This window comes from Acidovorax sp. FJL06 (genome assembly GCF_003852545.1).
Taxonomy (GTDB): Bacteria; Pseudomonadota; Gammaproteobacteria; order Burkholderiales; family Burkholderiaceae_C; genus Acidovorax.
The window spans coordinates 129417-150359 of record NZ_QAJR01000020.1; the positions used below are offsets into that span (position 1 = coordinate 129417).

Annotated in this window: 18 protein-coding genes; 4 read left to right on the forward strand and 14 right to left on the reverse strand. The window is 68.3% G+C overall.

What is annotated here, in order from left to right:
• Positions 1–99: 99 nt before the first annotated feature.
• The 12 genes from DBV10_RS13375 to DBV10_RS13430 all read right to left on the reverse strand — a co-directional run bounded on the left by DBV10_RS13375 (position 100) and on the right by DBV10_RS13430 (position 15202).
• Entirely contained in the window at positions 100–843 is a 744-nt protein-coding gene (locus DBV10_RS13375; protein WP_233589911.1) for a hypothetical protein, read from the reverse strand.
• A 115-nt stretch (positions 844–958) separates the two neighbouring features.
• Positions 959–4636, reverse strand: coding sequence for a molybdopterin cofactor-binding domain-containing protein (locus DBV10_RS13380; RefSeq protein WP_124514113.1), 3678 nt, complete (start codon positions 4634–4636; stop codon positions 959–961).
• On the reverse strand, positions 4633–5139 hold the full coding sequence (locus tag DBV10_RS13385) for a (2Fe-2S)-binding protein (RefSeq protein WP_124514114.1): 507 nt from the start codon (positions 5137–5139) through the stop codon (positions 4633–4635). The genes DBV10_RS13380 and DBV10_RS13385 overlap by 4 nt, the downstream gene beginning before the upstream one ends.
• 23 nt (positions 5140–5162) lie before the next feature.
• Complete coding sequence (locus tag DBV10_RS13390) at positions 5163–6335, reverse strand: ABC transporter substrate-binding protein (RefSeq protein ID WP_199740097.1); 1173 nt, start codon at positions 6333–6335, stop codon at positions 5163–5165.
• A gap of 129 nt (positions 6336–6464) precedes the next feature.
• Positions 6465–7211 (reverse strand): ABC transporter ATP-binding protein, encoded by a 747-nt coding sequence (locus tag DBV10_RS13395; protein WP_124514115.1) that lies wholly within the window; start codon positions 7209–7211, stop codon positions 6465–6467.
• Positions 7208–8005: an ABC transporter ATP-binding protein gene (locus DBV10_RS13400; RefSeq protein WP_124514116.1), complete on the reverse strand. Its 798-nt coding sequence runs from the start codon at positions 8003–8005 to the stop codon at positions 7208–7210. Before DBV10_RS13400 ends, DBV10_RS13395 begins: the two co-directional genes overlap by 4 nt.
• Positions 8002–9912: an ABC transporter permease gene (locus DBV10_RS13405; protein WP_124514117.1), complete on the reverse strand. Its 1911-nt coding sequence runs from the start codon at positions 9910–9912 to the stop codon at positions 8002–8004. Before DBV10_RS13405 ends, DBV10_RS13400 begins: the two co-directional genes overlap by 4 nt.
• A gap of 167 nt (positions 9913–10079) precedes the next feature.
• A complete protein-coding gene (locus DBV10_RS13410) occupies positions 10080–11285 on the reverse strand; it encodes an ABC transporter substrate-binding protein (protein ID WP_124514118.1) in 1206 nt (401 codons plus the stop codon).
• 71 nt (positions 11286–11356) lie between these two features.
• Positions 11357–11941 (reverse strand): amino acid synthesis family protein, encoded by a 585-nt coding sequence (locus DBV10_RS13415; protein ID WP_124514119.1) that lies wholly within the window; start codon positions 11939–11941, stop codon positions 11357–11359.
• Between the two features lie 25 nt (positions 11942–11966).
• Positions 11967–12608: an amino acid synthesis family protein gene (locus tag DBV10_RS13420; protein WP_124514120.1), complete on the reverse strand. Its 642-nt coding sequence runs from the start codon at positions 12606–12608 to the stop codon at positions 11967–11969.
• Positions 12609–12627: 19 nt separating this feature from the next.
• Positions 12628–13548 carry a UPF0280 family protein gene (locus DBV10_RS13425; RefSeq protein ID WP_124514121.1) on the reverse strand — a complete coding sequence of 307 codons (921 nt, stop codon included), beginning with the start codon at positions 13546–13548 and terminating at the stop codon, positions 12628–12630.
• A gap of 13 nt (positions 13549–13561) precedes the next feature.
• Positions 13562–15202, reverse strand: a complete 1641-nt coding sequence (locus DBV10_RS13430; RefSeq protein WP_124514122.1) for a 6-hydroxynicotinate reductase — start codon at positions 15200–15202, stop codon at positions 13562–13564.
• 174 nt (positions 15203–15376) lie between these two features.
• Between DBV10_RS13430 and fdxA the strand changes: the two genes are divergently transcribed.
• The 4 genes from fdxA to DBV10_RS13450 all read left to right on the forward strand — a co-directional run bounded on the left by fdxA (position 15377) and on the right by DBV10_RS13450 (position 18593).
• Complete coding sequence (gene fdxA, locus DBV10_RS13435) at positions 15377–15706, forward strand: ferredoxin FdxA (RefSeq protein WP_124514123.1); 330 nt, start codon at positions 15377–15379, stop codon at positions 15704–15706.
• 66 nt (positions 15707–15772) lie between these two features.
• Positions 15773–16549: a ferredoxin--NADP reductase gene (locus tag DBV10_RS13440; protein WP_063461061.1), complete on the forward strand. Its 777-nt coding sequence runs from the start codon at positions 15773–15775 to the stop codon at positions 16547–16549.
• 51 nt (positions 16550–16600) lie between these two features.
• On the forward strand, positions 16601–17317 hold the full coding sequence (locus DBV10_RS13445) for a TetR/AcrR family transcriptional regulator (RefSeq protein ID WP_124514124.1): 717 nt from the start codon (positions 16601–16603) through the stop codon (positions 17315–17317).
• Between the two features lie 88 nt (positions 17318–17405).
• A complete protein-coding gene (locus DBV10_RS13450) occupies positions 17406–18593 on the forward strand; it encodes an amidohydrolase family protein (protein WP_124514125.1) in 1188 nt (395 codons plus the stop codon).
• Between the two features lie 66 nt (positions 18594–18659).
• Here DBV10_RS13450 and DBV10_RS13455 read toward each other — a convergent pair whose 3' ends face one another.
• Both DBV10_RS13455 and DBV10_RS13460 read right to left on the reverse strand, forming a co-directional pair.
• Positions 18660–19460 carry a glycine zipper 2TM domain-containing protein gene (locus tag DBV10_RS13455; protein WP_124514126.1) on the reverse strand — a complete coding sequence of 267 codons (801 nt, stop codon included), beginning with the start codon at positions 19458–19460 and terminating at the stop codon, positions 18660–18662.
• Between the two features lie 261 nt (positions 19461–19721).
• Complete coding sequence (locus DBV10_RS13460) at positions 19722–20675, reverse strand: YihY/virulence factor BrkB family protein (RefSeq protein ID WP_124514127.1); 954 nt, start codon at positions 20673–20675, stop codon at positions 19722–19724.
• Positions 20676–20943: the final 268 nt, after the last annotated feature.

Consider the following 20943-nt stretch of genomic DNA (forward strand, 5'->3'; position numbering starts at 1 on the left):
TGTTGGCGGCCTTTTCCGGGCTCTGCCCTGCTGCCCCCTGTGCGAGCCACAGCGCCATCCCCCGGGGCTGCCCCTGGCGACGGACGGCGGGCCGGTGGCCTAGGGCGACGTGGCGCCGGGCACGTAGGCGTCCACCACCGGCGGCTCCCGATCGCCGGGGGCCGTGCGGGCCAGCTTGGACCAGGACCAGGTTTCGATGTCGGGCGCGTCGTAGGAGCCGTAGGACTGCCCGCCCCAGGAGAAGTACGAGCCCTTGTTCCCCGTGGACAGGGTGCGGGTACCCACGGCCAGCGCGCCATCCTTCAAGAGCGCAAGGCGAAAGCCCTGCAAACCGCCCGCGCCACCGGCATCCTTGCCGCGCGGGGCGTCCTGGGGAACCACGTCGAGCATGCCGGAGGTGCAGCGGACCTGCGCACCGCCATACGTGACCAGGCTCCATTGCCGGGTCAGGGAAGACCGCACGTTGCGCGCGCGGTTGATGGTGCGCGTGCGCAGGGTGGTCTCACCGCGCAGCTGTTGGAGCCAGACCTGCATCTCGGGCCCGTTGACATAAAACGGCAGCTCGCCCGACTCCCACCGGCGGTTGGGCGGCCTTGTGCCATGCACGCCGCTGGCATCGACCGGCGGCCAGGCGTACACCCCTTGCAGGGCGGGGCAGCCAAACCAGCTGCTCTGCACGGGGCCAAACGCCGGAGGCGGCTTGGGCGAGCCCTGCACGTCAGGCCCGAAGGCCGAGAGCGCCAGGCAGCACAGAACCAGGACAGCCCCGCAACACACACGATGCCCACGGCGTTGCGGGGTGCGGGAGCCGCCGTGTGGTGGCAATGGGAGGGCGGGTGTCATGGTGGCGGGTCTGTGGTGCAGGCCCGATTGTCAGGCCGAACACCGCACCTTCCAACGCTCCATTTTTGATAGCTATTGGCGCTTATCCCACCTGCGCATGGGAACCAAAATGGCTTCAAGGATGCGCGGGCCCCGCCCGCACCCGCGCCAGCGCCTCGGGCACATCGCGCCACGCCGGGCGGCCCGGCGCGTAGCGCTGGCGCAGGTAGTGCGCCAGGTCGGTCACCTGCGCATCGCTGAGCGCGTGGCCGAACGCGGGCATGAAGCCGATGTCGCGCGCTGCAGGCTCGCGGATGCCGTGCACGATGGCCTGCAACAGGTTGTCGGGCCGGTCGCTGTGCAGGTTGCTGTTGAGCGCGAGTGGAATGTTCACGCCCAGCAGCTTCGGCCCGTCGCCGTCGTGGTGGCAGGCGGCGCAGGCGCCGTTGAACAGGCGCTGCGCGGGGCCGGGCGGGGGTGCGAGTGCGGCGGCCTGGGCCACGGCCGCCAGAGCCGTAGCCTCGCGGGCCTGCACCGCGTCGGCGGCAGGCTCGGTGGCGGCATGGAACGATGCGAGGTAGCTGGCCATGGCGCGGATGTCCTCGTCCGGCAGCTGCGCCAGTTCGCGCACCACGGGCGCCATGGGGCCCGAGGCGCTGCCGTGCTGCGCGCTGTGGCCGTGGCGCAGGTAGGCGTAGAGCGACTCGGTGCTCCACGGCACGGGTGCCTTCGACAAGCCGGTGAGCGCGGGCGCCTCCCAACCGTCGACCAGCGCGCCCGACAGGAACGCCGCCCCGCCCTGCTCCGCACCCAGGGCGTTGCGCGGCGTGTGGCAGGCGCCGCAGTGACCCACGCCCTGCACCAGGTAGGCGCCCCGGTTCCATTCGGGTGGGCGGGTGGGGTCGGGCTTCCAGGGCGTGGCGTCGTGGAACAGCGCATTCCAGCCGGCCATGAGTGGGCGCACGCTGAACGGGAAGGCCAGCTCGGTCTTCGGTACCTCGGACCGCACCGCAGGCTGCGCCATCAGGTAGGCATACAGCGCGGTGAGGTCGTCGTCGCCCATCTTCGCGAACGAGGTATACGGGAACGCCGGGTACAGGTGCCGGCCATCGCGCGAGATGCCTTCGCGCATCGCACGCTGGAAGGCGCTGAAGGACCACTGGCCGATGCCGGTTTCGGCGTCGGGCGTGAGGTTGGTGGTGTAGACCTTGCCAAAGGGGGTGTCCATGGCACGGCCACCCGCGTTGGGCGTGCCGCCCGGTGCGGTGTGGCACACCACACAGTCGCCTGCGGCTGCCAGCAACCGGCCCCGCTCGATGGTGGCGGCGTTGTAGACCGAGGCCCCTGCAGTCTGCACCACGGGGGCGATGGAGGGGCGCCAGCCCAGCAGTGCTGCGCCCATGGCCAGGCCACCGGCGGCCAAGGCCAGGGCACGCGCCCAAGGGCTGCGTTGTGCGGGCCACATGGCCCTGGCGGGCACGGCAGGCGCTGGCAGCGCCAGGGTGGGCAACACCTCGGCTTGTTCTGCGGAGGGGCTGCTGCCCGCCGCCGTCTCGCCCGCCCCACCGGGCAGGGGATTCAACCCGGCGCGCACCACCTCGGGCGTGAAGGGCGGCGCGCGAAAGCGCACGCCGGTCGCGTCGAAGATCGCGTTGGCGATGGCCGCCGTGCCGGGCACCGACGACGATTCCCCCGAGCCCAGCGGCGCCTCGTCCTGCCGGGGCATGTGCATGACCTCGATGACGGGCACCTCGCGGAAGCTCAGAATGGGGTAGCTGCCCCATTCGCGGTTGTCCACGGCCTGCTTCACGGGCTCGAAGGTCACCTGCTCCTTGAGCGCGCGGCTGGCGGTCTGCAGCACGTTGCCGTGCACCTGCTGCTCCACGCCCGCCGGGTTGACCATGAGGCCTGCGTCATGCCCCACGACCACGCGGCGCACATGCACCTCGCCGGTCTTTGTGTTGACCTCCACATCGGCCACCCAGGCGGCCCAGGCCGCGCCAAAGCCAGGCCACTTGCTGTGGATGTAGCGGGCGTAGGCAAAGCCCTGGCCTTGCACCCAGTCGCCGTCACTGCCGCCGTCCAGCGCACGCTGCTGCGGGCCGGTGCGGCGCACCCAGCCTGCTTTTTCGGCGGTGGCCTGCACCAGTTCTGAGGCACGCGGGTCGTTGAGCAGTTGCAGGCGAAACTGCACCGGGTCCACCCCCGCGGCCGTGGCCAGCTCGTCCACATACGACTCGTGCGCGAAGGAGTTGGGCAGCGCGGACACGCCACGCAGCCACGATGCGCGCACGATGGGCGGCATGTCATTGACCGCCACGCGCAGGTTGTCGTACTGGTAGGGCGGGCGGGCCGTGCGGTCGCCCATCTCGTAGGCCTGGGCCACGGGCTCGATGGTGCGCGTAAGCAACAAGGCCAGCGTGGGCGCACCGTTGGACGGGTACGACGTTTCGAAGTCGTAGGCCGCCACGGTGCCATCGGCGTTGAGCCCGCCGCGCACCTGCATGAGCTGGGCCGTTCCCTTGGGCTCCCACAGGTGCTCCTGCTCGCGCGTGAGCTGCACGCGCACCGGGGCGCCCACGGCGCGCGAAAGCAGCGCGGCATCGGCCGCCACGTCATCGGCGCCGTTGCGGCCGTAGCAGCCGGCCGCCTCCATGCGGATGAGGTCGATGTCCACATCGCCCATGCCCATGAGGCAGGCCAGGTCGGCGCGCAGCACGTGCGGGTTCTGCGTGCCGGCCCACACCGTCATGCGCGGGCGGCCGGTTGCATCGTCCGGCGCCCGCCATTCGGCCACCGCGCACGAGGGGCCGATGGAGCCGTGCATCTGGTAGGGCCACACGTAGGTGCGCGGCATGGGTTGGTCGGCCGCGGCCAGGGCCGCGTCCACATCGCCCTCGTCCACCAGGCGGCGCTGGGTGGCGGGGTTGGCGCGGATGGCCTGCTCCAGCGCTTCGGGACTGTCCTGGCGCGGAAAGCCCGGCCAGTCTTTCCAGTGCACGCGCAGCTCGCGCAGGGCCTGCTCGGCCTGCTCCTCGCGCTCGGCGACGATGCCCACGAAGTCGCGGACCACCACCACCGCGCGGATGCCGGGGATGTGGGCGATGGACGACTGGTCCACCGATGCGAGCGTGTTGCCGATGAAGTCGCCATGGTCCGCCCCCGCATAAGGCGGGCGCACCACGCGGCCATGCAGCATGCCGGGCACGCGCATGTCGTGCACAAAGACCAGCTCGCCGCTGACCTTGGCGGGGATGTCCACGCGCGGCACCGACTGGCCCACCACGCGATAGTCGGCCGTGGGCTTGGTGGGCGTGGATTCATCCAGCTCCAGCACCACATGGCGGCCTGCCAGCAGCGCGCCGCAATTCACGGACTGCCCCGCCTCTGCAGCCTGCGCCACCAGCCAGTGGCGCGCCTGGGCGGCAGCAATGCGCAGCGGCTTGGCGTGGATCTGGATGGAGGCGCTCGCAATCGTGGCGCCCTGGTTGGGCGCGCGCGTGGTGTCGCCCAGCACCATGTTCACCTGGGCCAGGGCCACGTCCAGCTCTTCGGCCACGATCTGCGCCAGGGCCGTGCGGATGCCGGTGCCCAGGTCCACATGGCCGTTCTGCGCGGTCACGCTGCCGTCGTCCCACACGGCGATCAGGATCTCCACGCCCTCGGCCGGGTTGCCGGCCACCAGCGCGGGCTGTCCCTTCACCGGCGGGGGCGCGGGCGGCGGGTTGCGCACCACCAGCAGCACGCCGTCGGCCGCATGGAAGTCGGCGCGGGTCTGCGGAGTGTGGGCGCGCAGGGAGGGGATCGTGCTCATGCCCCGGCCTCCCGCATCAGCACGGCCGCGCGCTGCACGGCGCGGATGATCTCCACATGCGTGCCGCAGCGGCACAGGTTGGCCGAGAGTTCGCGGCGGATGGCGGCCTCGTCGGGGTCGGGGTTTCGCTCCAGCAGGGCCACGGCCATCATCACCATGCCGTTCAGGCAATAGCCGCACTGCGCGGCCTGCGCGTCGATGAAGGCCTGCTGCACCGGGTGCAGGCCGTGGTGGTTGCCGCAGCGTGCAGGCAGCCCCTCCAGCGTGGTCACCTCACGGCCCGCCACGCCCTGCGCCGGGATCACGCAAGCCCGCGCAGCCACACCGTCCACCAACACCGTGCACGCGCCGCACTGGCCCAGGCCGCAGCCGTACTTGGGACCGTTGAGCGCGAGGTCGTTGCGCAGCACATGCAGCAGCGTGGCGCTGGCGGCCGGGGCGGCAGGCAGGACGCAGGGCTGGCCATTGACGGTGACGGAAGCGCTGTGGGCGGTGGTGTGCATGGGGGTGAAAAAACTCCAGCTCTTCAGCGTTTCAGCGCCCCGCTGCGGGTGTACATCTCCAGGTCCACAAAGTTCGAGCCATTGTGGTTGCCCGGGCCGTACTGCAGCGGAAAGTCGCCGACCTTGGTCGTGCCCATGTCTTCCAGGGCCTTGATGAAGCCTTCGCGCGTGAGGGCGCGGCCCGCGCGCCTCAGGCCCTCCACGAACACGCGCGCGGCGATGTAGCCCTCCAGCATGGTGTAGCTGTCGATCTTCTCGCCGGCGTCGGCGCGGTCCTTGCGGTAGTCGGCCACGATGGGCATGCGGCTGGCCTGGGGCGACGGCACGATGCTGGCCGTGACCAGGCCTTCGATGCCGCCGTTCAGGCGCTGGGCCGAGCCCGGCGCATCGGTGATGCCCACTGAGATGGTGTACAGCGGCGACGCGGCACCGGCTGCGCGGTAGTCGCGCAGGAACACCTCGACCATCTTGCCGGCCATGATCATCACCACCGCGCCGGGCTGGGCCTTGGTGAGCTGCGCCACCTGCGCCTTGGCATCGGTGGCGGCGATCTCCAGGGGCACGGACTCGACCACCTGGACCTTCAAGCCCTGCGCGATCTGCAGGCAGGTGTCGAGGTTGGATTTTCCGAAGGCACTGTTCTGGTAGATGACGGCGATGTTGTGGATGCCCAGCGTGGCCAGGTGGCCCACGATCTTGCGCAGCTCGGTCTCGTAGCTGGCGCGCACGTGGAACAGGTAGCGGTTGTGCGCGGTGCGGAACGAGGTGGTGCCCACCAGCGGCGCGAACATGGGCACGCCCGCCTTCTCGGCCAGGGGCATGGCGGCGATCAGGTTGCCCGTGGCGACATAGCCGATGAGGGCGAAGACCTTGTCCTCGTCGATCAGCTTGGCCGTGTTCTCCGCCGTTTTCTTGGGCTCGTAGGCGTCGTCGTGCGAGACCAGCTCCAGCGTGCGGCCCTGCACGCCGCCGCTCTTGTTGACCTTGTCGAACACCAGGGCAATGCCCGCCTTGTAGTCCACCCCGAAGTCCTTGGCCGGCCCCGTGAAAACGGCCGACTGCCCCACCTTGATGCGGGTGTCCGTCACCCCGGTCTCGGCGGCCGCCGGACCCGCCCAGGCCCACCCTGCCGCCGCCAGGCCCACCATGGCAGTCCGGCGGTCGGTGCATCCATCCTCCACTCCTCGACACTTCATGTAGTGCTCCTTACATCAAAGGCGAAAGTTTCCGTGCGGGCGCAGGCATCGTGCAAGGGCTTGAAGCGGTGTTTTTGTAACCAAAGGCACACGTGGGCCACACGCCACACGCGCCCATTGGCAACAGGTTCAGACACTCAGATAGGCGCGCCGCACCTCGTCGTTGGCCGCCAGCTCGGCCATGCTGGCCTGGTAGCGGATCTGGCCCTTTTCCAGCACATAGGCGCGGTCGGACACCAGCTCGGCAAAGTGCATGTTCTGCTCGGACAGCAGGATGCTCACGCCCTGCTCCTTCAGCTCCAGGATCATGTGCGCCATCTGCTCCACGATGACGGGGGCCACGCCTTCGGAGGGCTCGTCCAGCAGCACCAGGTAGGGGTTGCCCATGAGCGTGCGGGCCACGGTCAGCATCTGCTGCTCGCCGCCGCTCATGCGGCCGCCGGGGCGCTGGGGCATCTCGCCCAGGTTGGGGAAGAGCGTGAACAGGCGCTCGGGCGTCCACAGCGGGGCTGCCGTGCCATCGGGCCAGCGGCGCTCGGGCTGGCGACCCACCTCCAGGTTCTCCATCACCGTGAGGTCGGTGAACACGCGGCGGTCTTCGGGCACAAAGCCCAGGCCCAGGCGCGCGGCTTCGTGCGGGTCGCTTTTGGACAGCTCCCGGCCCATGAAGTGGATGCTGCCCTTGCGTTTGGCGAGCATGCCCATCAGCGTTTTGAGCGTGGTGGATTTGCCCGCTCCGTTGCGGCCCATCAACGCCACCACTTCACCCCGCCGAACCTCCAGGTCCACGTCGTACAGGATCTGTGCGGCGCCGTACCAGGCCTGCAGGCCCTGGGCCTTGAGCAGCACTTCTTTGGTTTCACTCGTCATGGTCATGCCGTCTCCACAGCGGCAGCCGGGGCGGACGCGGCTGTTTTCTTCTCAAACGTCTTGCCGGTGCCGAAGTAGACCTCCTGCACCTTGGGGTGGTCGCGCAGCGCGAGGGGCTTGCCCTCGGCGATCAGGCGGCCGCGCGCCAGCACGATCATGCGGTCGGCATACGCAAACACCACGTCCATGCTGTGCTCGGTGAACAGCACGGCCATGCCGCGGTCGATCACCAACTGCTTGGTGAGCGCCATGAGTTCATTGCGCTCCTTGGGCGCCATGCCGGCCGTGGGCTCGTCCATGAGCAGCAGCTTCGGGCTGTTGGCCATGGCGATGGCCAGCTCCACCCGCTTGACGTCGCCATAGGCGAGCACGCTGCAGGGGCGGTCGGCCTGGGCCTTCATGCCCACCTGGTCCAGCAGGGCCAGGGCCTCGTCACGCTTGTGGTCCGAGGCCTTGCGGAACATGGAGAACAGGCGGCTGTCGTGCGAGATCAGCGCCATCTGCACGTTCTCCACCACCGTGAGCGAGGCAAACGTCTCGGCGATCTGGAAGGTGCGGCCCACGCCCATGCGCCAGATGTCGCGCGGCTTGCGGCCCACGAGCTCCTGGCCGTTGAGCAGGATGGAGCCCACGTCGGCGGCCAGCTGGCCATTGACCATGTTGAAGGTGGTGGACTTGCCGGCACCGTTGGGGCCGATGAGTGCCAGCAGCTCGCCAGCCGCCAGCTCGAAGTGGATGCCATCCACCGCCTTCACGCCGCCAAAGGACTTGCCCAGGCCAGAGACTTTGAGCAGGCTCATGCCGTGCCCTCCTGCTTGTTGATATCGGCTTCACGCTTGTTGTCGACAAGCTGCTTGATGGCGCCAGCAATGCCCTGCGGGAACAGCAGCACCAGGATCAGGATGATGGCGCCCAGCATGGCGCGCCAGTAGTCGGTGTTGCGCGCCACGGTGTCGTGCAGCCAGGTGAAGGTGACGGCCCCGACCACCGGGCCGGCCAGTGTCTGGATGCCGCCCAGCAGCACCATCACCAGGCCATCGACCGACTTGCCCACATGCAGCGCCTCGGGCGAGATGCTGCCCTTGGAGAAAGCGAACAGCGCCCCGCCCAGGCCGGCGAACACGCCGGCAATCACAAAGGCCGTCCACTGCATGCGCTTCACGTCGATGCCGATCGCGTCCGCGCGCAGCACCGAATCACGCCCCGCGCGCAGCGCATAGCCAAACGGCGAGAACAGCACGCGGCGCAGCAGCAGCACGCTCCCCGCCACCAGGGCCAGGGTGAGGAAGTAGTAATTGCGCTTGTCCGACAGCCACTGCGCGGGCCACACGCCCGTGAGGCCGTTGCTGCCGCCCGTGAAGCCGTCCCACTGGTAGCAGATGGCCCAGGTGATCTGCGCGAAGGCCAGCGTCAGCATGGCCAGGTACACGCCCGACAGCCGCACGCAGAACCAGCCGTAGAGCAGCGCGCCGGCCGCTGCGGCCAGCGGCGCCAGCACCAGGGCCAGCTCCATCGGGATGCCGGCCGAGCGCACCAGCAGCGCCGCGGCATAGGCCCCCAGGCCAAAGTACGCCGCATGGCCGAAAGAGTGCATGCCCGCCGGGCCCATGATGAAGTGCAGGCTGGCCGCGAACAGCGCAGCGATCAGCAGGTCGATCATCAGCACCGTGAGGTAGGGCGATCCGGTCGTCACGAAGGGCAGCACCACGAGCACGGCCACCAGAGCGGCAGCGCCGATCTTGTACCAGGGCGGCGATGCGCGCAGTGGCGCCTCAGGAATGCCGGTGTTGCGGCTAGCGGCCTGGGCTTTGCCCATCAGCCCCCAGGGGCGCACCACCAGCACCACGGCCATGACCAGGAATTCAACCACCAGCGTGAGCTTGGAGAACGAGACGCTGTAGCCGAAGATCTCCACCACGCCCAGCCAGATGCACACCGCCTTGATCTCGGCAATGAGCAGCGCGGCCACATAGGCCCCCGGGATGGAGCCCATGCCCCCCACCACCACCACCACAAACGCGGCGCCGATGGTGTTGAGGTCCATCTCCAGCGTGGCGGGTTCGCGCGGCAGCTGCAATGCGCCGCCCAGACCCGCTAGCAGGGCACCGAGCGCAAACACCGCCGTGAACAGCCAGGCCTGGTTCACGCCCAGCGCGCTCACCATCTCGCGGTCCTGCGTGGCGGCGCGCACCAGCGTGCCCCAGCGGGTGCGGGTGAGCAGCAGCCACAACAGGCCCAGCACCACCGGCCCCACCACAATCAGGAACAGGTCATACGAGGGGAACTGGCGGCCCAGGATGTTGACCGAACCCGACAGGCCCGGGGCGCGCGGCCCGAGCAGCTCTTCCGGCCCCCAGAACCAGAGCGCGGCGTCCTTGATGACCAGCACCAGTGCAAACGTGGCCAGCAGCTGGAACAGCTCGGGCGCCTTGTAGATGCGGCGCAGCAGCACCACCTCCACCAGCGCGCCCAGCGCCCCCACCACCACGGCCGCAAGCAGCAGCGCGGGCCAGAAGCCCAGGCCCGTGCCCAGCTTGGCCACCAGCGAATAGGCCACGTAGATGCCCACCATGAAAAACGAGCCATGCGCAAAGTTGACGATGCGCGTGACACCGAAGATCAGCGAAAGCCCGGCGCCCACCAGGAACAGCGAAGACGCACCCGCCAGTCCATTGAGTAGCTGAACGATAAAACTCGAAAAACTCATCTAAGTCTCCGCGGCGCAACCTGCGCACCGCCCACAGCCTATGAAACCGGCGCGGCCTCAGCGAGGGCCGCCGCGCAAGGGCCGCCCCGCCGCGCTGGCGGCGTCCCCCTTCCCGCGCGCAGCGCGAGAGAAGGGGGAAGCGGCGCAGCCGCTCAGGGGGATGCCACCTATTCAGGGCGCATCTTCTTGACTTCGTCGTTCGAGGGCTGGACTTTGCTGCCATCCACATAGCGGTAGTCCACCATCACCCCCTTGCCGCCCTCGTTCTTGGTGCGACCGACATAGCCGCCCATGGTGGACTGGTTGTCCTCGGGGCGGTAGGTGATGCGGCCAAACGGCGTGGGCACCTGCAGGCCCTTGAACGCCGCCACGAGCTTTTCGGTGTCGGTGGAGCCCGCCTTCTTCATGCCTTCGGCCAGCGACTTGATGGCGCTGTAGCCCACGATGGAGCCCAGGCGCGGGTAGTCGTTGAACTTGGCCTGATAAGCCGTTTGGAAGGCCTTGTGCTCGGGCGTCTGGATGCCGTACCAGGGGTAGCCCGTGACGATCCACCCGTTGGGCGCTTCGTCCTTGAGCGGGTCCATGTACTCGGGCTCGCCCGTCAGCAGGCTGACCACCTCGCGGCCCTGGAACAGGCCGCGCGTGTTGCCTTCGCGCACAAACTTGGACAGGTCGGCACCGAACAGCACATTGAAGATCGCATCGGGCTTGGCATCGGCCAGGGCCTGCACCACGCTGCCCGAATCGACCTTGCCCAGCGGCGGCGCCTGCTCGGCCACGAACTCCACGTCCGGCTGCGCGGCCTTGAGCAACTGCTTGAACGTGGCCACGGCCGACTGGCCATATTCGTAGTTGGGGTAGACCAGGGCCCAGCGCTTTTTCTTGAGCGCAACGGCCTCGGGCACCATCATCGACACCTGCATGTAGGTGGAGGGGCGCAGGCGGTAGGTGTAGCGGTTGCCGTTCTGCCAGACGATCTTGTCGGTCAGCGGCTCGCCGGCCAGGAAGAAGAACTTCTTTTGCTTGGCAAAGTCGGTCAGCGCCAGCCCGATGTGCGAGAGGAACGAGCCCGTGAGCACATCGACCTTTTCGCGCGACACCAGCTCCTCGGCAGCGCGCACCGCGTCGCCCGGGTTGGCGTTGTCGTCGCGGATGACGAGCTGGACCTTCTTGCCCAGCACCCCGCCCGCGGCGTTGATCTCATCGACCGCCAGCTCCATGCCTTTCTTGTAGGGCTCCAGGAAGGCGGGCTGTGCCTTGTAGCTGTTGATCTCTCCAATCTTGATGACATCCTGGGCGTGCACCACAGAGGCCAGCGTGAGGGCCAGCGCGGCTGCGGCCGTGGCACGCATGAGGTTTCGTCGCATCGTCATGGGGAAACTCCTGAAAGGTGGGTTGTGGGAAGGGGATCGGTGAAGAGGGTGGGTGATGGTAGTGCGCAACGTCAGCGCAGGCCGTCCACGCCCTGGATGTCGGACACCTGCAGGCCCCCGACACGGGCCAGGGGCCGGCCGCCGTCGGTCACCACGATGGCGACCACGATTTCATTGGCGCGGGGGGCATCGGCCACGCGGGCCTCCATGGCGTCGAAGTGGCTGCGCACATAGGCGGCGTCCTTGTGGCCCAGGGGCACATCGATGGCCGTGCCCAGGCCGCCGATCTTCTTGCTCGACGGCACCAGGGCCGCGCCCTTCTCGACCGCCACGCGCAGCGGCGCGCCCAGCTTGGGGTGCAGGATGGCAGCGGCATGCTCCAGCTCGCCCGCCTCACCCACAATGGCCGCCTTGCCGTAGCTCTGGGCCTGGCCGGGTTCAATGCCCAGGGCCTGCACGCAGCGCGCGCCCAGCAGGGCACCCAGCTCCTCGCCGATGGCCACGAGTTCGTCGAGGTTCTCGACATAGCGGCCGGCGCAGGGGTTCTCGATCACGGCCATGGCCAGGGCCTTGCGCACGGGCGGCTGCACCTCGCGCCCCATGTCCACGCGGACTTCGTCGGTTTGAACAATGATCTTGCGGATCTTGGCGGGCATGTCTTGGTCTCCTTGTATTGGGGGGTCAGCGCAGGCCGTCCCACTGGCTGATGTCGGCGGCCTTGAGCCCGCCCATGCGGGCATGGATGCGCGCGCCCGTGGACATGGCCAGGATGAAGACGATCTCGTCGGCCAGCGGGGCGCCGGGCACGCGCACCTCGATGGCATCGAAGTGGCTGCGCACATAGCTGGCGTTGATGTGGGTGAGCGGCACATCCAGCGCCGCGCCCGGGCCGCCCACCTTCTTGGTGGAGGGCACGATGGACAGCGCATTGGCGGGCTGGCCGGTTTTCTTCTCGGCCTGGCCCTTGGCGTAGGCGTTGCGGTCGCCCTTCCAACCCAGCAGCTCGCGCATCGCGTAGCCGCCCGGCACATGCCACAAGGCACCATGCTCCAACTCGCCGGCAGAGCCGACGATGGCGCCCTTGCCGTAGGTCTCGATGCGTTCGGCCGGCACGCCCATGGCCTGGAGCAGGCGCCGCGCCATGTCCAGGCCCACGTCCTGCAGCGCGTCCATCATGGGCAGGATGTCGGGCTCGTACCGGCCGGCGTAGGGGTTGGTCAGCACCGCACCGATGGCGCCGCGCAGCAGCGGCACATCGGCCACCGGCCCGAATTCGTGCCGGATGTCTTCAAGGTGGGTAAAAACGCGTCGTATCTGGATCATGTCTGGACCTGTAATTTCATTAAGCAAATACTGAACCAACTTCGCTGACACCGGCCAATTCTTCCGCCGGAACACCTTCGGGCCATGCACCTGACGCGGGCGTGGCCACGAACTGCCCCTGGCACGCAAGCAGTGCACACCAGATCAGGCCCGCAGCCTGCAATTCTTGCGCCTTTTGCAGACCCTGCTGCAGCGCCCAGCGCACCTGCGCCGCGGGCAGCTCCGGCACATCCACGGTGACGGGGAGGGCCCCCAAATCACTGTCGTCGCGCACCCTCCAGGCCGGCATGCGGGTGATGCGCTCGTCCTGCACATTCACGGCGTTCGCAATGATGGTGGCCGCCGCGTCCGCCTCGGCGGCCGTGCGCGCGAGCACCGTGGCGCTGTCGGCGATGCCCAGTGACTGGCTGCGCCCGCGCCAGCCGCTGGTGGCCACACCCCGCACCGGCATGGTGCTTTCGATGCGGATCTGGCCGTCCAGCAGCAGGCCATGGCGCAGCTGCGCCGCGTTGAGCGCGGCCATGTCGGAATACACCCCCACCAGGGCCGATGCGCCGGGCGCGAGATGCAGCGCGATGTCCCCGCCATTGTTGACCCAGGCGCGCGCAATACCATCACGGACATAGCACGCAAGGATCTCCTGCGCGACCGCCCCCGCCACCGCCGCCATCGGGGTGATGAAGTCCATGCGGTAAGGCCGGCAAGCCGTCCACATGCGCTGCGCCACCACGCCGTGCAGGGAGGTGGCCTCTCCGACGGGCGCCCGCAGGCCGGGCAGCTCGTCCACCAGCTCCTGCAGCAGCCCCTCGAAACGCTGCCACGCGCCTTCGTGCGCAAGCGCCACGGCGGCACGGTCCCCCTCGGCCTGGAGGACCAGGTCCATGGGGCCGTGCTGGAAGTGCCAGCGGCCGTCGGGCAGGAGCTTGCGGCAGGCGTGCATGCGGCGCGTCCGTTCAGCCCAGCAGGGGCGGGCGGCCCAGCGGCCAGGGGTTGGCGGCCGGCAGCTTCTGCCAGGCCAGCGCCTGCGGTGCGCCGTCGTTGTGCCACGCGCCGTGCACCAGCACCTCGCGCAGGCTGCGGATCTGGTCGGCATGGCCGCCGAGCGCTTCGTAGTCTGCGCGGCGCATGCTGAACTCGATGGGCGCCACGATGGCGGGCGTGGGCACGGTGCCAAAGCTGTTGTCGGGCATGCGCAGCACATCGGCCATCACGGTGATGCCGCCGCCGGGCCACACATAGGCTGGCGCGCCGCCGCAGGTCACGTTGACCAGCGCATTCTTGATGGAGCGCGTGAGCAGCACCGGGTTTTCGGTCACGCCCGCACGCAGGCTGCCACCCGCACCGCCCAGGAACAGCACCGAGGCCAGCGAAGGCTCGCAGTTCTCGCCGATGCGGTCCACGATGCGGCGCACCTCGGCGGGCATCTCGGCTTCCATCGGGTTCAGTTGCTCGTCCAGCACGTACCAGGATGCATGCTCGCCCGTGGTGGAGGTCATGAGCAGGCGCAGTCCGGGCCGGGCCACCTCGGGGTCCCAGCCTTCGATGATGGCCAGCGGGTCGGCAATGTCGGTGCCGCCCCAGCCCGTGCCGGGGTTGGCCACCTGGAAGTACCGCCCCGGCGTGGACTTGCGCCCGCGCATCTGGATGCCCGAGGGCTGCATGTCCAGGCAGCGCCCGGCCTGGTGCTCGGTGAGCACGCCGGTGATGTGGTCGTCCACCACCACCACCTCGTCCGCATGGCCGTAGAACTGGCGCGCGAAGATGCCGATGGCGGCCGAGCCGCAGCCCACGCGCATGCGCTGCTCGGCCACGCCGTTGACGATGGGTGCGCGGCCGGCCTGGATCACGAGCTGCGAGCCCCCGTCGATGGTGAACTCCACCGCCTGCTTGTTGCCCAGCTGCTGCATCATCTCGGCGGTGATGCGGCCTTCTTTCTTGGTGCCGCCCGTGAGGTGGTGCACGCCGCCCAGCGACAGCATCTGCGAGCCGTACTCGGCCGTGGTCACATGGCCCACCACCTCGCCCTTGCAGCGCACATTGGCCTGCTCCGGGCCGAGGAAGCGGTCGGTGTCGATCTTCACCTTGAAGCTGCAGTAGCTGAAGATGCCCTCGGTCACCACGGTCACCATGTCCACGCCCTCGACCTGGGAGCCCACGATGAAAGGCGCAGGCTTGTAGTCGGGGTAGGTGGTGGACGAGCCCACGCCCGTCACAAAAACCTCTTCCGTCAACAGCAGATCGCCCGACCAGGGCTGCGGCGCGACCGCAGGCTCTGCACCGGCACCGGCACCGGCATCCGCATCGGCGGCCGATGGGGCACGGCCCGCAAACGGCACCAGCGTGGCCTCGCCGGCCTCCAGCGTCTTGCGCAGCACCACCACCGGGTCCAACCGCACCAGCACGCCGGCATGGTTGGCATAGCGGTCACAGGCCCCCGCGCGGCCTTCCGAGATCTGGCACAGCACCGGGCAGGCGTTGCACTCCACCTTGGCGGCGTTCATGCGTTCGTTGCGCGGCCGGGCGCGCTCCAGCACCTGCGGCAGCTCGGGCGCGTCCATGCCTGGAAGTCCGTCGGTCTTGGTGTGTTCAGTCATCGTGGAGCCCATTCCTTGCATCTTTTCAAATGCTTGTACGTGCATTGCATTTTGTGTAGCATTCACTTAACTTAAATGTTGTGAACACTACATTTGTTGCGAATGTAGCGGAATCAATCACACTTCGCAATGGTGTTTTCGCACCCCCGAAAACGGTGCACAAGGAGCCCCAAAATGACGCACGTTGTCACGGATGCCTGCATTCGGTGCAAGTACACCGACTGTGTCGATGTCTGCCCCGTCGATTGCTTCAAGGAGGGGCCGGAGTACCTGGTGATCGACCCCGACGAATGCATCGACTGCGCGGTGTGCATCCCCGAGTGCCCGGCCAACGCCATCTACGCAGAAGACGATCTACCGCAAGGCATGGAAATCTTCCTGCAGTTCAACAAAAAACTGGCGCCCACGCTGCCCACAATCACCAAAAGAAAAGCGGCTTTGCCAGATGCGGAACAATGGAGGGTTGTGAGCCACAAGCTCGCGGGCCTGAACATTGCGCCGTAGGGCGCGCCCAGCCCCGCACTTCAGCCAGATTTCTTATTTGCTTCCAACTTTTCCATCTAACGCACCATGAGCGCCTTTCTTGAAGAACGCGTCCTGTCCGTCCACCACTGGACGGACCGCCTTTTCTCCTTCACCACCACGCGCGACACCGCGCTGCGCTTCTCCAACGGCCATTTCACGATGATCGGCCTGCGCGGCGAGAACGGCAAACCCCTGCTGCGCGCCTACAGCATTGCCAGCGCCAACTACGAAGAGCACCTGGAGTTCCTGTCGATCAAGGTGCCCGACGGCCCACTGACCTCGCGCCTGCAGCACATCCAGGTGGGCGACACCATCGTGGTGGGCAAGAAGCCCACCGGCACCCTGCTGATCGACTACCTGCTGCCCGCCAAGCGGCTGTACATGCTGTCCACCGGCACGGGCGTGGCGCCGTTCCTGAGCCTGATGCGCGACCCCGAGACCTACGAGAAGTTCGAGGAAGTCATCCTGGTGCACGGCGTGCGCGAGGTGAAGGAACTGGCCTACCACGACTACATCACCGAGGAGCTGCCAAAGCACGAGTTCCTGGGCGAGATCGTGAGCAAGCAGCTCAAGTACTACCCCACCGTGACGCGCGAGCCCTTCAAGAACCAGGGCCGCGTGACCACCGTGATCGAAAACGGCCAGATGGCGCGCGACCTGGGCCTGCCCGCGCTCAACCCCGCCGAAGACCGCGTGATGATCTGCGGCAGCCCCGAGATGCTGCGCGACTTGAAGCACATGATGGAAGAGCGCGGCTTCAAGGAAGGCAACACCACGAAGCCGGGTGACTTCGTGATCGAACGCGCGTTCGCAGAGCAGTGATCCCCCGGCGGGCCCCGCCTTGCGGGCCCGCCTCATCCACCAGGACCCGCCATGTCTGCCACCCCCACCAAGACCCGGACCGCGTCCCCCCGCTCCGCATCCGCCCGCAAGACGGGCGTGCGCGAGCAGGCCGCACAGACCACGCGCGACAACATCCTGAAGGCCGCGATCAAGGTGTTCGCGCGCTACGGCTACGAAGGCGGCAGCGTGGAGAAAATCTCCAAGGCGGCCAAGTCCTTCGACCGGATGATCTATTACTACTTCGGCAGCAAGGAAGGCCTGTTCATCGAGGTGCTGGAGGAAACCTACCGGCGCATGAACGATGCCGAGTCCAAGCTCGACCTGGACACCGCCCAGCCCATCGAGGCCCTGCAGGCCGTGATCCGCTTTGTGGTGGGCTACTACCGCAAGAACCCCGAGTTCATCACGCTGCTGAACACCGAGAACCTGCACAAGGGCAAGCACATCTCCAAGTCGATGCGCGCCCGCGAATACTCGTCGCCCGCCATCGAGGTGATCCGCCGCGTGCTGGAGAGCGGCCAGACGCAGGGCCTGTTCCGCAAGGACGTGTCGGCGCGCGACCTGTACCTGCTGATCGCCGCCACGGGCTACTTCTACATGTCCAACCGGCACACACTGTCGGCCTTCCTGGGCGAAGACCTCGAAACACCCGAGGCCCTGGCGCACTGGGAGGCCTTCGTCATCGACAGCGTGCTGCGCACCGTGGCGCCCGGACCGATCCGCCCCAAGGGCAAGGCAGCGGCCTGACAGCCGGCCGCAGGAAGAACTTACTTCAACGATTTTTCTTTGCGCGGGCCTGGATGGGCCCGCGCCCCCCACCCCACGAGGAGAATCCATGGCAGAAGCAGCAGCCGGCGGCAAGTCGGGCAAGGTCGTCATCCAGAACATCGGTCTTTTGTTGTCGGGCGACCTGGACCGCCCCATCCTCGATGCCGACACCATCGTCGTGAATGACGGCCTCATCGTGGCCGTGGGCCGCTACAAGGACTGCGACACCGAACACGCGCAGACCGTGATCGACGCGCGCCAGACCTGCGTGGCGCCCGGCCTCATCGACAGCCATGTGCACCCCGTGTTTGGCGACTGGACGCCGCGCCAGAACCAGATCGGCTGGATCGACTCGACCATGAACGGCGGCGTGACCACCATGGTCTCGGCCGGCGAAGTGCACCTGCCCGGCCGGCCCAAGGACATCGTGGGCCTGAAGGCCCTGGCCATCACCGCGCAGCGCTCGTTCGACAACTTCCGCCCTGGCGGCGTGAAGGTGATCGCAGGTGCCCCGGTGATTGAAAAAGGCATGACCGAGCAGGACTTCAAGGACCTGGCCGAGGCCGGCGTGACGCTGCTGGGCGAAGTGGGCCTGGGCTCCGTCAAGGCGGGCTACGAGGCCCAGCAGATGGTGGCCTGGGCGCGCAAGCATGGCATCCAGAGCACCATCCACACGGGCGGCCCATCCATCCCGGGCTCGGGCCTGATCGACAAGGACGTGGTGCTGGAGGCCGATGCCGACGTGATCGGCCACATCAACGGCGGCCACACCTCGCTGCCCTGGAAGCATGTGTGCGAGCTGTGCGAAAAATCGTCCCGCGCGATCGAGCTGGTGCACAACGGCAACGAGAAGATCGCCATCCAAGCGGCGCGCGCGGCCATTGAGCTCAAGTGCCCGCACCGCGTGATTCTGGGCACCGATGGCCCGGCGGGCTCGGGCGTGCAGCCGCTGGGCATGCTGCGCATGATTGCGCTGATTTCGAGCTTTGCCGACATCCCCGCCGAACTGGTGTTCTGCTTTGCCACGGGCAACACGGCGCGCATCCGCAACCTGAACTGCGGCCTGGTCGAGGTGGGCCGTGCGGCGGATTTCGTCTTCATGGACCGCGCCCAGCACACGGCCGGCGCCACGCTGCTCGAAAGCGTGCAGCTCGGTGACATCCCCGGCATCGGCATGGTGATGATCGACGGCCTGGTGCGCTGTGGCCGCAGCCGCAATACGCCGCCTGCTACCGAGATCCCGGTGGTGCTGTAGCTCGCCCACAGGCGATAAAAGCAAAAGCCCGCTTTCGCGGGCTTTTGCTTTTTGGAAATAGCTGGCTCAGTAAGTGTCAGACACCCGCACCGCACCCGGCTGCGGCTGGGCATACGGGTCTGCTGCACGCGCCGAGCCGCCCTGGTCCACGCGGAAGCCCTTGCCCTGCAGCACCACGGGCGTGCCCACCGCCGTGGGCTCAGCGCGCTGGAAGTGGCGCAGCGAGCCGTCTTCCATGCGCACCGCGACCTCGTACACCGTGTGGGTGCGCGTGCGCTCTTCGACCTTGTGGCCCACATAACCACCGCCCACGGCGCCCAGCACGGTGGCGGCGGTACGGCCGCTGCCCTTGCCGATCTGGTTGCCCACCACGGCGCCCAGCACACCACCGGCCACGGCCCCCACGCCCGTGGCGGGTGCGGCCTGCTGCACCGCCTGCACGGACTCGACCCGGCCGCAGCTGCGGCACACCGGTGCGGCGGCCCGCACGGGCTGCGCGGGCCCGGCCCCCCGAGGTGCGCCCTGGCCGCCGCCGACCATCTCGGCGGCACGCGGTGCGCCATCGCCAGCGCCGGGCTGCAGGCGGCTGCTTGCTCCGCTATTCATAGCTGATTGCGCTGGCTGGATCAGCCCTTGCGGCCGTTTTTCGTCAATGATTTCTGATTCGGGCGTGCGCGGTGCAGCGGCCAGCGGTGCGGGGGCCACCACCTCGGCGGGTGCGCGTTGCTGCCACACCAGGGTGGCGCCCAGTGCCAGCACGCTCACGCCCAGCACGCCAATGGCGGCCCACATCCATTTCAGGGCAGGCCCTGCGGCGGCGGGGGCGCCGGGGGCCAGCGCGGTGGTGGGGGGGACGGTGAGGTTCATGGTGGTGGTTTCCTTGTGGGGTTGCAGCCGGGGCGGGATGGGGCTCCACGGCACCTGGGCGGTGGAGTCACAGCGATCTCCCACCAACGCCCGGAGGGGCCCAAAGGTACACAGGGAAAGCCAACGCCGAACAGCGGTTGTGTAAGTGACCGTAAGCGCCTGTTGCACTCTGGGCGGGTGCACAAGCCGTCTTTCTGCGCCTGGGCCGCAGACCGCGCGCCCCCAAGGCGGAAGCCGCCCACGGGGGCTTGCCAACATTTTTTACACCCGCCCGCCCCGCCCACGGGCCGTGGCCGCCCACCGCGCCCAGGCTGCGGGGCGGCGGGGACCGCTGTGCAGCGCGTCCTCCAGCGCCTGCGCGCAGCTTGCAGAAAACAGCAGGATGGCCGACGAAAAATAGATCCACATGAGCAGCACCACCAGCGATCCCGCAGCACCGTAGGCGGAAACCACGGCCGCCGTGGACAGGTACCAGGCCAGCAGCTGCTTGCCCCCGATGAACAGCGCCGCCCCCACCACGGCCCCCATCACCAGGTAGCGCAGCGAGGGCTTGGGGCACACGCCCATGCGCATCAGCCCCACGAACAGGGCCACGGCAAAACCCCAGGCCAGGGCTTCGTTGGCGACCTTGAGCAGCGGGGCCAGGGGCAGCAGGTGCGCCAGAGGCCCCGCCGCCAGGCGCTCCCCGGCCCAGCCCGCCAGCAGGTGGATCAGCGTGGACAGCGCCAGCGACACCAGGAGCAAAAACCCCAGGGCCAGCACATAGGCCAGCCCCCGCAGCCGCAGCGAGGCCATGCGCCACCAGGCGGCCTGCGGTGCGGGCGGGGCGCCATCGCGCCGCCACAGGCGCTCCAGCGCCGACTGCAGTTCGACGAACACCCCGGTCGCCCCCGAGACCAGCACCACAAAACCCACGATGGAAGCCAGGCGCCCCTCCGCTGGCGCGCGGGCGCTGGCCAGGGCCTGCCGCACCACATCGGCCACCTGCGCGCCCATCACGGACTGCACCTGGGTGACCAGGCTGGCCTCCAGGTAGCTGCGGTCCATCCACCAGCCCAGCACGCCCACCAGCAGGAGCAGCAGCGGCGCCAGGCTCAGCATGCCGTAGAACGACATGGCAGCGCTCATGCGCAGGCCATCGGCGTCCAGCCACAGGGGCAACACAACGGGCATCAGGGGCGCGGCAAGGCGCTCAAGCGAAAGGGCGATGGACATGCCCTGAGCCTAATGCGCCCCCGCGCTGCCGTCCATGCGCCGTCCACGGCACGGCGGGTAGGCGCAGGCCCACATGCCCCGCCGCAGAGTTTCGCAGGTGACAGCACAGGTTTTACACGGGGCCGGGCCGCGACTAGCATGAAGCGCTGAGAACCTGTTCAAGATCTTTTCGGGGTCGCACAAGTACCTTGCCGGGATGGGATGCAAGGCGCGGTGCGCAGTGGATAGCCCGGCTATCCACAAGCGCAGCAACGCAGCAGACCGCCCG

Coding starts and splice junctions, on each gene's coding strand:
- DBV10_RS13375 (WP_233589911.1), bottom strand. CDS start 843: ATGACACCCGCCCTCCCATTGCCACCACACGGCGGCTCCCGCACCCCG.
- DBV10_RS13380 (WP_124514113.1), bottom strand. CDS start 4,636: ATGAGCACGATCCCCTCCCTGCGCGCCCACACTCCGCAGACCCGCGCC.
- DBV10_RS13385 (WP_124514114.1), bottom strand. CDS start 5,139: ATGCACACCACCGCCCACAGCGCTTCCGTCACCGTCAATGGCCAGCCC.
- DBV10_RS13390 (WP_199740097.1), bottom strand. CDS start 6,335: ATGAAGTGTCGAGGAGTGGAGGATGGATGCACCGACCGCCGGACTGCC.
- DBV10_RS13395 (WP_124514115.1), bottom strand. CDS start 7,211: ATGACCATGACGAGTGAAACCAAAGAAGTGCTGCTCAAGGCCCAGGGC.
- DBV10_RS13400 (WP_124514116.1), bottom strand. CDS start 8,005: ATGAGCCTGCTCAAAGTCTCTGGCCTGGGCAAGTCCTTTGGCGGCGTG.
- DBV10_RS13405 (WP_124514117.1), bottom strand. CDS start 9,912: ATGAGTTTTTCGAGTTTTATCGTTCAGCTACTCAATGGACTGGCGGGT.
- DBV10_RS13410 (WP_124514118.1), bottom strand. CDS start 11,285: ATGACGATGCGACGAAACCTCATGCGTGCCACGGCCGCAGCCGCGCTG.
- DBV10_RS13415 (WP_124514119.1), bottom strand. CDS start 11,941: ATGCCCGCCAAGATCCGCAAGATCATTGTTCAAACCGACGAAGTCCGC.
- DBV10_RS13420 (WP_124514120.1), bottom strand. CDS start 12,608: ATGATCCAGATACGACGCGTTTTTACCCACCTTGAAGACATCCGGCAC.
- DBV10_RS13425 (WP_124514121.1), bottom strand. CDS start 13,548: ATGCACGCCTGCCGCAAGCTCCTGCCCGACGGCCGCTGGCACTTCCAG.
- DBV10_RS13430 (WP_124514122.1), bottom strand. CDS start 15,202: ATGACTGAACACACCAAGACCGACGGACTTCCAGGCATGGACGCGCCC.
- fdxA (WP_124514123.1), top strand. CDS start 15,377: ATGACGCACGTTGTCACGGATGCCTGCATTCGGTGCAAGTACACCGAC.
- DBV10_RS13440 (WP_063461061.1), top strand. CDS start 15,773: ATGAGCGCCTTTCTTGAAGAACGCGTCCTGTCCGTCCACCACTGGACG.
- DBV10_RS13445 (WP_124514124.1), top strand. CDS start 16,601: ATGTCTGCCACCCCCACCAAGACCCGGACCGCGTCCCCCCGCTCCGCA.
- DBV10_RS13450 (WP_124514125.1), top strand. CDS start 17,406: ATGGCAGAAGCAGCAGCCGGCGGCAAGTCGGGCAAGGTCGTCATCCAG.
- DBV10_RS13455 (WP_124514126.1), bottom strand. CDS start 19,460: ATGAACCTCACCGTCCCCCCCACCACCGCGCTGGCCCCCGGCGCCCCC.
- DBV10_RS13460 (WP_124514127.1), bottom strand. CDS start 20,675: ATGTCCATCGCCCTTTCGCTTGAGCGCCTTGCCGCGCCCCTGATGCCC.